Annotated in this window: 8 protein-coding genes; all 8 read right to left on the bottom strand. The window is 39.4% G+C overall.

Annotated features, from left to right (window positions below; translation table 11 throughout):
* Window positions 1-40: 40 nt before the first annotated feature.
* Window positions 41-2,170 (bottom strand): glycosyltransferase, encoded by a 2,130-nt coding sequence (locus HCQ94_RS00575; RefSeq protein WP_166982945.1) that lies wholly within the window; start codon window positions 2,168-2,170, stop codon window positions 41-43.
* A 127-nt stretch (window positions 2,171-2,297) separates the two neighbouring features.
* Window positions 2,298-3,488 (bottom strand): elongation factor Tu, encoded by a 1,191-nt coding sequence (gene tuf, locus HCQ94_RS00570; RefSeq protein ID WP_166979180.1) that lies wholly within the window; start codon window positions 3,486-3,488, stop codon window positions 2,298-2,300.
* A gap of 142 nt (window positions 3,489-3,630) precedes the next feature.
* Window positions 3,631-5,748, bottom strand: a complete 2,118-nt coding sequence (gene fusA, locus HCQ94_RS00565) for an elongation factor G (RefSeq protein ID WP_166982943.1) — start codon at window positions 5,746-5,748, stop codon at window positions 3,631-3,633.
* 42 nt (window positions 5,749-5,790) lie between these two features.
* Window positions 5,791-6,261, bottom strand: a complete 471-nt coding sequence (gene rpsG, locus HCQ94_RS00560) for a 30S ribosomal protein S7 (protein ID WP_166979174.1) — start codon at window positions 6,259-6,261, stop codon at window positions 5,791-5,793.
* On the bottom strand, window positions 6,261-6,635 hold the full coding sequence (gene rpsL / locus HCQ94_RS00555) for a 30S ribosomal protein S12 (protein ID WP_166979296.1): 375 nt from the start codon (window positions 6,633-6,635) through the stop codon (window positions 6,261-6,263). The genes rpsG and rpsL overlap by 1 nt, the downstream gene beginning before the upstream one ends.
* A gap of 702 nt (window positions 6,636-7,337) precedes the next feature.
* Window positions 7,338-7,760: a DUF1307 domain-containing protein gene (locus tag HCQ94_RS00550; RefSeq protein WP_166982941.1), complete on the bottom strand. Its 423-nt coding sequence runs from the start codon at window positions 7,758-7,760 to the stop codon at window positions 7,338-7,340.
* Between the two features lie 277 nt (window positions 7,761-8,037).
* The gene (locus HCQ94_RS00545; RefSeq protein WP_166979168.1) at window positions 8,038-8,502 is read right to left on the bottom strand and encodes a DUF1307 domain-containing protein; all 465 of its coding nucleotides are present in this window, start codon (window positions 8,500-8,502) and stop codon (window positions 8,038-8,040) included.
* A gap of 688 nt (window positions 8,503-9,190) precedes the next feature.
* Entirely contained in the window at window positions 9,191-13,096 is a 3,906-nt protein-coding gene (locus tag HCQ94_RS00540) for a DNA-directed RNA polymerase subunit beta' (protein ID WP_166982939.1), read from the bottom strand.
* Window positions 13,097-13,142 lie beyond the last annotated feature (46 nt).

The raw sequence follows: 13,142 nt of genomic DNA, 5'->3' as shown, positions 1-13,142 counted from the left end.
CTAAATAGACAATAAATTATCACAAATCCAACAACACTAACTATCTGCTCTCAAAAATTTCTTTCCAACTTTCAGGCGAAGTAATATCTGGCAAAGCATCACTGTAAACTTTTTTCAAAATGTCCCATTCTTTACGAACACGCAAATGTAACTTGACACTATAATACAAATTCATCACAAATTTTCTACGATTTCGCTTATACCACCATGCACCTAAACCATCAGGTGTATTCACTAAAACAGAATCTTTTAATCCTATCCCCCACCAACGACCATTATCGGCACTAACTCTTTCCCTCGGAACAGAAATATAGGTCTTATTAGGTTTCCTAAACTGATGTAAAACAATCTTCACACTAGCAAAAAACCAACCTGCACTTCCAATCTTCTTATGAGAAACATTATCCAAAGGTAAATCATACAAAGCTTCACCAAACTGCTCATGTAAACTCTCGTTAGAATGAATAACTGTATCTGGATTAGATTTTATTTCCTCACGCACCTGCTTTGCTCGACTAATAATAGTCTTATGCAAGTGATAAGGACCCACAAGTAAATCTTTCAAAGCTAAGTTACGCAGTTTAACAGGTGTATACTGCATAGAAATCAAATGTACAAGATCGTTTGCAAAACTATGTATACCTAGCCAACCAGCTCTCTTTCTATCACTGGACACAAAAGCCGTAATCCACCTATTTCGTTGATGATAATAAGCTTGCCAATCAACCCTGTCATTCTTTATAGTCCAAGGCAAATGCCAAACAGCTACACCAGGCATGGAAACAGTTGAAAATCCAGCATTCGCAGCACGCATACCGTATTCAGCGTCATCCCACTTGATAAAAATAGGCAAAGATAAACCAATACTTTCTACAACTTCCTTAGGAATTAAGCACATCCACCAGCCGTTATATCCAACATCGATACGCTTATTCAAAGCAATATTGGAGCGGATTGACTTACCTCTAAAATCTATATTACTTAAAGTAGAATCAACTGCCCCCCAGAAAAATATGCGTCCTCCTACTCTTTCGCCTAAAGAATGCAAAACGGTCGGATCATTTAAGTTAAACATATGACCGCCAACTATAGTTGGGTCGCAAGTGTAATCAGCAAACTGGATAGCACGCAATATACTTTCAGGTTCAGCAACAGCATCATCGTCCAAAAGCAAAACATAATCAGCATTAGGATTATTCAACATCTCATACATACTGCGAGAAAATCCGCCAGAACCACCCAAATTAGGTTGTTCAATAAGCTTAAACTTTTCAGCTAGTTTCTCAGCTTGTTCTTCATATCCTTGAGTATCACGCACTTTATTCGTACCCTGATCAACAAGAGTTATCTGGCAAATACGATCCATCAGCTTTTCGTTGCACTGTAATCGTTCAAGTTGTGCAATGCATTCAACACCCATATTGAAAGTAGTGATACCAATATTAGAATGAGTTTTTTGGGTGACTCTTCGCTCTAAGATAGGCACACACCAAGAAGCAGATTCTACTATCACTTCAACATCATCAGACACTACATCAAACCATAAATATCCCCCGCTGGAAAAACTATTTAATGAAACATCAAAATAAAAGATGTTAGAACTATGGTTATCCTCAACGCCTGCAGAATTAGTAGTATTTCTATTCTCAACATCTAAAGAGTTTTTATCACTTCTGTCCTCAGCCACAGCGCCTAAAGACTTGTTGCCAGTTTCACCTTCAACTTCAAAATCTGCAGAGTTCTTAGTATTTCCACCCTCAACGACTACAAAATTTCTATTACTTACCTCAGAGTTCATAGAAAACTCTTTGGAATCTAAAAGAATACAATCACCTTTAACATTAGATTTATACAGCAAAATCTTTCCAGAACCAGAAATCTTAACAAATAATCTAACTTTATTTACATGAGTCCAATGCTTCCAATAAGCAGCAGGGAAAGAATTAAAATAAGTAGCAAAACTTAAGTGTGAACTAGGAGATAGTATTGCACTATAGTAAGAAGTTTCATTTACTTTAAGATATTTAGGGGAAACCTTATATTTGTCACTACCATCTTGAGTATATAAAATACCACGGTCATAATTGGCTGATATTGGAAAAATAATCCTATGTACAGATTCCCAACCATCCTGCTCTATACCGTACTCTAATGTATCTTTTATACTCATGGGTAATACTCCAAACGCCCTAAATAAGACAATTGCATAAAGTATATCAAAAAGGATATTTAAAATAAAAATGAGATTCACAAAAAGTGAATCCCATTTTTATTAAAGTAAAGTCGAATTATCTGAATTATTCGATAACTTCTGTAACACGACCTGAACCAACTGTACGGCCACCTTCACGAATAGCGAAGCCTAGACCCTTTTCCATAGCAATTGGCTGGATTAGTTCAACACTAATATCAGTTGTGTCACCTGGCATAACCATTTCTGTACCTTCTGGAAGGTTGATGATACCTGTTACGTCAGTTGTACGGAAGTAGAACTGTGGACGGTAACCATCGTAGAATGACTTGTGGCGGCCACCTTCATCCTTTGTTAGGATGTAGACTTGACCTTCGAACTTGGTGTGAGGTGTGATTGAGCCAACAGCTGCAACAACCTGACCACGTTCAACTTCGTCACGCTTTGTACCACGCAATAGAAGACCGCAGTTTTCGCCTGCCCATGCTTCGTCCATTGACTTGTGGAACATTTCGATACCTGTAACAGTTGTCTTCTGTGGTTCACGAATACCTAAAATTTCAACTTCTGAGTTGATTGGTAGCTTACCACGTTCAACACGACCAGTAACAACTGTACCACGGCCTGTGATTGTGAAAACGTCTTCAATAGGCATCAAGAATGGCTTGTCCATGTCACGAACTGGTTCTGGAACGAATTCGTCGACAGCTTCCATTAGTTCTTCAACTTTCTTTGCCCATTCAGCGTCGCCTTCTAGAGCCTTTAGAGCTGAAACGCGAACAACTGGAGCATCTTCACCTGGGAAGCCCTGTGATGATAGAAGATCGCGAACTTCTTCTTCAACTAGTTCTAGCATTTCTTCGTCATCAACCATGTCTGACTTGTTTAGAGCTACCAATAGGTATGGAACACCAACCTGGCGAGCTAGTAGAACGTGTTCACGTGTCTGTGCCATTGGACCATCTGTTGCAGCAACAACAAGAATAGCACCGTCCATCTGTGCAGCACCTGTAATCATGTTCTTGATATAGTCAGCGTGACCTGGAGCATCAACGTGTGCATAGTGACGCTTGTCTGTCTGGTATTCAACGTGTGAAACGTTAATTGTAATACCACGGTCGCGCTCTTCTGGAGCGTTATCAACCTGATCGAATGGTGTGAATTCATTCAATTCTGGGTACTTGTCATGTAGTACCTTTGTGATAGCAGCGGTAAGAGTTGTCTTACCATGGTCAACGTGACCAATTGTACCGATATTTACGTGTGGTTTGGTACGTTCAAACTTGGCCTTAGCCACTTGTGTCCTCCTGGACTCTGGTAGTTAACTTTAAACCCGTAATTTAGGTAATTACATTACTACTTTATCACCTAATTGTCATTAATGCTAAGAGTTAACTACGTCGGATAAATTACTTTTTTAATTTTTTATCCTAAAGAAACTATTCGCCACGTGATTTAGCAATAATTTCTTCAGAAACGTTACGTGGAACCTCAGCATATGTATCGAATTGCATGGAGTATACAGCACGACCTTGAGTCTTTGAACGCAAGTCGCCAATATAACCAAACATTTCAGACAAAGGTACCTGAGCACGAATAACCTTAACACCAGAAGCGTCATCCATTGACTGGATAGCACCACGACGGGAGTTTAGGTCACCAATAACATCACCCATATATTCTTCAGGTGTACGAACTTCAACTGCCATGATAGGTTCTAGAAGAACTGGATTAGCGCGCTTTGCACCTTCCTTTAGAACCATAGTACCGGCAATCTTGAAGGCCATTTCAGAGGAGTCAACGTCATGGTATGCACCATCGACCAAAATAGCCTTGATACCTACAAGTGGATAACCTGCTAGGACACCAGACTGCATTGCGTCTTGAATACCAACATCAACTGAAGGAATGTATTCACGTGGAACACGACCACCAGTAATTTGGTTTTCAAATTCGTAGAACTTCTCTGAAGTTGTTTCAAGTGGTTCAAATGTAACTTGAACCTTAGCGAACTGACCAGAACCACCAGACTGCTTCTTGTGTGTATATTCAACTTTTTCAACAGTCTTACGAATGGTTTCACGGTAAGCAACCTGTGGGTTACCTACGTTAGCTTCAACTTTGAATTCACGACGCATACGGTCAACGATGATATCTAGGTGAAGTTCACCCATACCACCAATAACTGTTTGACCTGTTTCTTCGTCCAACTTAACTGTGAAGGTTGGATCTTCTTCAGCTAGTTTCTGAATAGCAATTGATAGCTTTTCTTGGTCAGACTTTGTCTTAGGTTCAATGGAAACGTGGATAACTGGATCTGGGAATGTCATTGATTCCAAAACAATTGGAGAATCAATTGCACACAATGTGTCACCAGTTGTAACATCCTTCAAACCAATAAATGCGTAAATATGTCCAGCTGTTGCTTCTTCAACAGGATTTTCCTTGTTGGAGTGCATCTGGAACATTTTACCGATACGTTCCTTCTTGCCCTTAGTTGAGTTCATAACCTGAGCACTCTGAGAAACTTTACCGGAATAAACACGAATGTATGTTAGTTTTCCATAGAATGGATGTGCTGCAACTTTGAAAGCCAAAGCAGCAAATGGTTCACTTGCATCAGCTTTACGTGAGATTACAGACTCTTCGTCATTAACTTCTGTACCTTCAACGGCTGGAACATCAAGAGGTGATGGTAGATAGTCAACAACACCATCAAGCATTACCTGTACACCCTTGTTCTTGAAAGCAGAACCACAGAATACTGGATATGCCTGTGATGAAACTGTTAACGCACGAACACCTTCTTTGATCTGTTCGTTTGTAAGTTCACCGTTTTCTAGGTAAATTTCCATAAGTTCTTCTGTACCTTCAGCAGCTGCTTCAACCAACATTTCGCGGTATTCTTCAGCCTTTTCCTGCAAGTCAGCTGGAATTTCTTCCTCAACTAGTACAGAACCCTTGGTTTCTTTACCATCAGCATCTTTTTCTGGGAAACGAATAGCCTTCATCTTCATAAGGTCGATAACGCCAGCGAAATCGTTTTCAGCACCGATTGGCAAAGTCATAACAATTGGTGTTGCGTTTAGACGATCACGAATGGTCTGTACTGAGAAATAGAAGTCAGCACCTAGTTTATCCATCTTGTTGATGAAGCAAATACGTGGTACATCGTATTTATCTGCTTGGCGCCAAACTGTTTCAGACTGAGGTTCAACACCTTCTTTACCGTCGAAAACAGCAACAGCGCCGTCTAGAACACGCAATGAACGTTCAACTTCTACTGTGAAGTCAACGTGTCCTGGTGTATCAATAATGTTAACCTGGTTGTTCTTCCAGAAACATGTTGTAGCAGCAGAAGTAATTGTAATACCACGCTCTTGTTCTTGTTCCATCCAGTCCATTGTTGAAGCACCATCATGTGTTTCACCAATTTTGTAGTTAATACCTGTATAGAACAAGATACGTTCAGTAACAGTTGTTTTACCAGCATCAATGTGAGCCATGATGCCGATGTTGCGAACCTTTTTTAGGTCAGTAAGCACGTCAAGTGCCACGGGACAACCCTTTCGATAAAAGTAATAAAATACAGCTGAATATTACCAGCGATAGTGAGCGAATGCCTTATTGGATTCAGCCATCTTATGCATGTCTTCACGACGCTTAACTGCAGCACCTAGGCCGTTAGCAGCATCAAGAATTTCATTCTGCAAGCGTTCTGTCATAGTCTTTTCACGACGCTGACGTGAGTAGTCAACCAACCAGCGTAGAGCCAAAGTTGTTGCACGTGATGCACGAACTTCAACTGGAACCTGGTATGTTGCACCACCAACACGACGTGAACGAACTTCAAGCTGTGGACGCAAGTTATCCAAAGCACGCTTTAGAACAACTACTGGATCCTGATCAGCTTTTGTGCGAACACCTTCCAAAGCACCATAAACAATGCTCTGAGCGATTGACTTTTTACCGTCCAACAAAACACGGTTAATTAGCTGTGTAACAACTGGAGAGTTGTAAACTGGGTCAATAACCAATGGGCGTTTAGGAGCCGGACCTTTACGAGGCATTACTTCTTCTCCTTCTTTGCACCATAGCGGCTACGAGCCTGCTTGCGATCACGAACACCCTGTGTATCCAATGCACCACGGATGATCTTATAACGAACACCTGGAAGATCCTTTACACGTCCACCACGAACAAGAACGATTGAGTGTTCCTGTAGGTTGTGACCTTCACCTGGAATATAAGCGGTAACTTCAATACCACTGGATAAACGCACACGAGCTACCTTGCGAAGCGCTGAGTTAGGCTTCTTTGGTGTTGTTGTATATACACGAGTACAAACACCGCGGCGCTGTGGGCTACCTTTTAGGGCTGGAGTCTTTGTCTTTCCAGCCTTTACGCTGCGACCCTTACGGACCAGCTGCTGTATCGTAGGCACTACGTCTCCGTCTCGATAAATCTTACATTTCACTAAACCTCTAAAAGAGGCTGGTTAAAAAATAATAACCATAGCTCCTCATCTAGCCCTACTTAGACAGACTCCTACCTAGAAAGGGCCAGACCGCTATGGTAATAACGTCCTGGAACTCTGCTAACAGCTAAGAGTCCGTATCTCGAGAAAACAAAAACGAGACATAAAAGTAGCAACCCGATGTGGGCACTGAGATTAAATTTATACCTAAAAGCTTAAAATATCAACTTTTTAGTCGGAAAATAGGTAAAAAAGCGACTAAGTATTATTTTATAGACTTTCCGGTTTTACTCAACATAAAAATATCACCTAAATGCTTACAAAATTATAAAATTTAGCCAAAACTATTACATTTAGTCACTTCAATTTTCAGCTGAGGGAATTCTATTGACATATACGTCCTATCACACCCAGAAATCAAAATGAAAAAAATATAAAACCCACAAAATACCTAAGGAAACACCCTAAAAAACATACAAACACCTAAAGAGACAAACACACAAAAAAACTTACCAACAAATAAACCACATTCTAAGGCACATAAAAAACTCGCTAATAAACAGCTAAATATATCTACTTTTCTTCAGTAAATCCTTTCGAAAGCAAATACTTAACAAATTCATTAACTCTAACTCTCCTACCATCATTTTTCGACATAAATATCGTCTTCTATTTTTTAGCTTTCTCAAAGTCTAAACTAGAATAATCTACAATTTGTTTCTCAATGAGAGTATCATTTGAAAGCGACAGAGTGTGTTCATGTCCAGCAATCTGCTCTTCAAGTGCCATGAGGTTTTGAGTAAGTTTTTCAAAATCAACCTCAGGATGAGCAGCTTTTATTTCTTGTAAGTCTAAGCTAGATTCATACGTATATTTAACAACATTATTGTCATTATCGTAATAAATATAATATGTTTTCCTACCTTTTGTACTATTATTGTAAAATTTCTTAAACGCTAAAGGCTTATTCTTTTTATCAGACTCTTTTGAAACAGCAGATTTATTATTATCTAAAAAGTCAGAACTACTACAACCTGTCATCAACAAACCTAAGGCAAGAATAATCAAACTTGTAAAGAGTTTCCTAAACATAAAATTTCACCATTTCACAAAGAGCTTAAACAAAACGAATCTATCTTTTATTGTAATAAAACAACTTAAATAAAATAACCTATTTACAAAACAGTTACACAAAACACACTTAACATTAGTACATTACTCACGTATTAAAACGGCATCCAGATAAAAACAATACACCAAATCAAAATCAAAATTCGACAAAAATACAAAATTACAAAACTCACATACCTTAACAGCAAAATGGGTGTGACACAAAGCCACACCCATTAAAAGTATTAATCAGTAAGAACTACTTCTTTTCTGTAAATCCTGCTTTAAGAACGGATTCTTCAGATTTCTTCATACTAATTTTTTGTTTACCGTCACCTGTTAGCATAATGCTTTTAATTTGCTTTGCCTTAGCAAAATCTAGGTTTTTGTAGTCAACTGTGCCTTTTTCTACAACTTTATCGCCGTTAATATCTAGCTTATAGTCGATACCTTTAACACCTTCGTACTGTTTACCTAGCTGTTTAATTTGAGCTTTTACGCCTTCAACATCAATCTTTGTTGTTTTCTTAATCTCAGCCAAATCCAAAGTATTTTCAAATGTTTGCTTACTTACTTCATCGCCAGAGTAGTAGTATACCAATGTTGAATTAACGCCATTTCCTTCTTTAACGAAAGTCTTTGTTTCAGCAGAATCGCTAGAGCAAGCTACTAAAGACAAACCTAGGAACAATGTTGCAAATAGAGCAACAATCTTCTTAACCATAATAAAACCCTTATCTATTATTTATGTATAAAGGATGTAACAATATACAATAAAATATATTTATTTATCCGTATTGTATGATACTACATCATTTTAAATATTTCTAAGTATACTGTGACGTATTTAGTCAAATATACGACTATTAATACATACAGTATTTATTCAACTTGCTAGATTCTAAAATAACTTCAAATATTATCCAGCACGATAAACAAAATTAAAATTTACTTATTATAAATGTTGAAATACTTTATATAAAATTACTACATCAAAACTATAAATACTTATTTTTATAAATGACTGTAATAACTTTATAACAAATAAGCCAGAAATATACTGACTTGTAAATTTATAATATACTAGTATTTCATTCACACTTAAATATTTATATTATTGTAATATTTTTTAAAATTTTGTTAGCTTATATTTACCATAACTGAGAAATAGTTTTAAATGATATTTAAGGTACTCTACACGTACGAGTATACATACATTGCTATAAAGATAGAAAACAAAATTTCATAATTAATTTATATAAAAACCATTAACTTTCAAAAGCGCATTATGAACAAAGCATTCTAAAGATTATATTTCTTGAAAATAAGAACAAGTACATCAGACATAGCTATAACATGACAAATAAAAATGAGGCTCTTGCCATCAAAAACAAGAGCCTCATAATCAAATATTAGTCAAAATCTACACCGAAAGTATCAGCGAAGTCGACGTCTAAATTCAAGTTAGACAAGTAATCCATATCTGGCTGTGAAACAAAATCAAACTGATTATAAGTAGCATCATTGATTGCTTCATCAGTTGGCTGAACTACTACAGTGCTGTAGCGTTGCAAACCAGTACCAGCTGGAATAAGCTTACCCAAAATGACATTTTCTTTTAGACCTAGCAATGGATCACTACGACGTGTCATAGCAGCCTCAGTCAAGACCTTAGTTGTTTCCTGGAAGGAAGCAGCAGATAGCCAAGACTCAGTTGCCAGTGATGCCTTAGTGATACCCATTAGTTCTGGACGACCAGATGCAGGAGTGCCACCTTCGCTCTGAATACGAGCATTTTCTGCACGGAAACGAGACTGCTCAATCAACTCACCTGGTAACAAGTTTGTGCCCCCTGGCTCTAGAACAGTAACGCGACGTAGCATCTGACGAACAATAACTTCGATGTGCTTTGAGTGGATATCTACACCCTGTGAACGGTATACGCTCTGTACTTCATTCACTAGCATACGCTGAGTAGCGTTTTGACCCAAGACGCGCAAAACTTTCTTAGGATCAACTGGACCAGCAGTCAATTGCTGTCCAACAGATACCTGATCTCCATCAGCAACTAGGATTTCTTGACGACGTGAAACTTCAATGACCAAATCTTCTTCAGCATCATCGCGAACAATAATAATACGACGAATAGCTTCAGAATCATCAATCTTTACACGACCAGCAGCCTCAGTGATGATAGCTTCACCCTTAGGTGTACGAGCTTCAAACAACTCTTGAACACGAGGCAAACCTTGAGTAATGTCGGCAGCAGATGCAGCACCACCAGTGTGGAAAGTACGCATTGTTAGCTGTGTACCAGGTTCACCAATTGACTGTGCAGCAATAATACCCACTGCTTCACCAATGTCAACTCGTTTACCTGTTGCTAGGCTTCGACCATAGCAAGTAGCACAAGCGCCGGCTGCTGATTCACAAGTCAAAACTGAGCGAACTGGAATTTGAGTTACACCTTCAGCAATCAACTTGTTAATCAATACATCACCAATATCGCTACCAGCTTGAGCAAGTACTTCACCTTCAGCATTTAGAACATCTTTAGCCAAAGTACGCGCAAAAGCAGTAGTTTCAACAGTATCCAAGATAACAACGTTACCTGCTGCGTCCTTTTCACCGATAGTGATTGACAGACCACGACGAGTGCCACAGTCTTCTTCACGGACAATAACATCTTGTGAAACATCAACTAGACGACGAGTCAAGTAACCTGAGTCAGCAGTACGCAAAGCGGTATCAGCCAAACCTTTACGAGCACCGTGTGTAGCGATGAAGTACTCAAGAACTGACAAACCTTCAGCATAGTTAGACTTAATTGGACGTTCAATTAGCTTTTGCTTAGGGTCTGACACCAAACCACGCATACCAGCAATCTGGCGAATCTGATCCCAGTTACCACGAGAACCGGAGTTGACCATACGGAAAATGGTGTTGCGTTCTGGGAATGATGAAAGCATTGCTTCAGCAACTTTCTTTGTACATTCCTGCCAAATATCAACAAGTTCACGGTAACGGTCATCTTCACCGATTAGACCCATGTCATAGTCTGACTGAATCTTAGCAGCTAGATCTTCGTACTTAGCTAGAATTTCTGGCTTATCTGATGGACCAACGATATCAGGGAAAGCAATTGTCATACCTGACCAAGTTGCCCAGTGGAAACCAGCTTCTTTCAAAGCGTCCAAAGATGCAGCAACAACTACCTTTGGATAACGTTCAGCTAAGTCGTTTACCAAGCTACCTAAACGCTTCTTGTCAACAACGTAGTTTACATATGGGTAATCTTCTGGTAGTAAACCGTTGAACAATGCACGACCTAGTGAAGTGCGTACAACAACAGGTTCCTCTTCGAAGTAATCCCTTGGACCATCCCATTCTGGATAAGGTACAAAGTCGTCCATACGAATATCTACGGTAGCATTCAAATCTAACCAACCAGCATCAAAAGCCATAATTGCTTCAGCAACTGATGTGAAAGTTGGAATTATTGGGTTACCAGCACTGTCAACTGCTACTTCAATATTTGGATTTGGTTCTGAAGTCAAGTGGTACAAACCAGTAATCATGTCCTGAGCAGGCATTGTAACTGGGCGACCGTCGCTTGGTTTCAAAATATTGTTAGCTGAAAGCATCAAAATACGAGCTTCAGCTTGTGCTTCAGCACTAAGTGGCAAGTGAACAGCCATCTGGTCACCGTCGAAGTCAGCATTGAAAGCAGCACAAACTAGTGGGTGCAACTGAATAGCTTTACCTTCAACCAGTTGTGGTTCGAATGCCTGAATACCCAGACGGTGCAAGGTAGGAGCACGGTTTAGCAAAACAGGGTGCTCACGAATTACTTCGTCCAATACGTCCCAAACTTCAGGAGTTCCACGTTCTACCTTACGCTTAGCAGCTTTAATGTTCTGTGCGAAGTTATGGTCAACTAGTCTCTTCATAACAAATGGCTTGAACAATTCAAGAGCCATCTGCTTTGGCAAACCACACTGGTGTAGCTTGAGCTGTGGACCAACAACGATAACTGAACGACCAGAATAGTCAACACGCTTACCTAGCAAATTTTGACGGAAACGACCTTGCTTACCTTTTAACATATCAGAAATAGACTTGAGTGCACGGTTACCCGGACCAGTAACTGGGCGACCACGGCGACCGTTGTCAAACAAAGCATCAACTGATTCTTGTAGCATACGCTTCTCATTGTTGATAATGATGTCTGGTGCATTTAGTTCGATTAGTTTCTTCAAACGGTTGTTTCGGTTGATAACACGACGATATAAATCGTTCAAGTCACTTGTTGCGAAACGTCCACCGTCTAGCTGAACCATTGGACGCAAATCTGGCGGAATAACTGGAATGCAGTCCAAGACCATACCTTCAGGTGAGTTACCTGTGGTTAGGAATGCATTTACCACCTTTAGGCGCTTCAATGCACGAGCTTTACGCTGACCTGTGCCATTAGCAATAATTTCATGCAAAAGTTCTGCTTCAGCTTCTAAATCAAAGTTCTGCAAACGTTTTTGAATAGCTTCAGCACCCATTGAGCCTTTGAAGTAAATACCGTAACGGTTAACCATTTCACGGAATACGATTTCGTCACCTTCAAGGTCACCGACCTGTAGATTCTTGAAACGTTCCCATACTTTCTCAAGCAAAGCCAAATCTGACTCTAGCTTTTTACGCATAAAGTTAACTTCTTTTTCGCCAGCTTTGCGTACTTTAGACTTTAGCTCTTCCTTAGCATTTTCAGCTTCCAAAGTAGCTAGTTCTTTTTCCAAAGCTTCTAGGCGATTGTTGATTTGACCTTCCATGAAAGCTGTTATTTCTTTGCAATCTAAATCATATTCGTTCTGCAAAGAAGCCATATCTTCATGGCGACCCTCAGTATCAACTTCGGTAATCATGTAAGCAGCAAAGTAAATGACTTTTTCCAAGTCTTTTGGTGCTAGGTTCAACAAGTAACCTAGACGTGATGGTACGCCTTTAAAGTACCAAATATGTGTTACTGGTGCTGCTAGCTCAATGTGAGCCATGCGTTCACGACGAACTTTTGAACGTGTAACTTCAACGCCACAACGTTCACAAACAATACCTTTGTAACGCACACGCTTGTATTTACCACAGTTACATTCCCAGTCACGAGTTGGACCGAAAATACGTTCACAGAAAAGACCTTCCTTTTCTGGCTTCAATGTACGGTAATTGATTGTCTCTGGTTTCTTTACTTCACCATGAGACCAGTCACGTACATCGCTTGCGGTGGCAAGACCAATGTGCAACTTATCGAAGATATTCGCATCTAGCAATGTTCTTACTTCCTATTCAGTAGAGCAGATTATTTTCTACAATCCG

Origin of the sequence: Actinomyces sp. zg-332 (assembly GCF_011751945.2) — a bacterium.
Lineage (GTDB): Bacteria > Actinomycetota > Actinomycetes > Actinomycetales > Actinomycetaceae > ZJ293.
This window is presented reverse-complemented; position numbering and strand designations above follow the sequence as displayed.

Bases quoted from the DNA above. Each gene is read 5' to 3' on its own strand.
- HCQ94_RS00575 (WP_166982945.1), bottom strand. From the start codon at position 2,170: ATGAGTATAAAAGATACATTAGAGTACGGTATAGAGCAGGATGGTTGG.
- rpsG (WP_166979174.1), bottom strand. From the start codon at position 6,261: ATGCCTCGTAAAGGTCCGGCTCCTAAACGCCCATTGGTTATTGACCCA.
- HCQ94_RS00550 (WP_166982941.1), bottom strand. From the start codon at position 7,760: ATGTTTAGGAAACTCTTTACAAGTTTGATTATTCTTGCCTTAGGTTTG.
- HCQ94_RS00545 (WP_166979168.1), bottom strand. From the start codon at position 8,502: ATGGTTAAGAAGATTGTTGCTCTATTTGCAACATTGTTCCTAGGTTTG.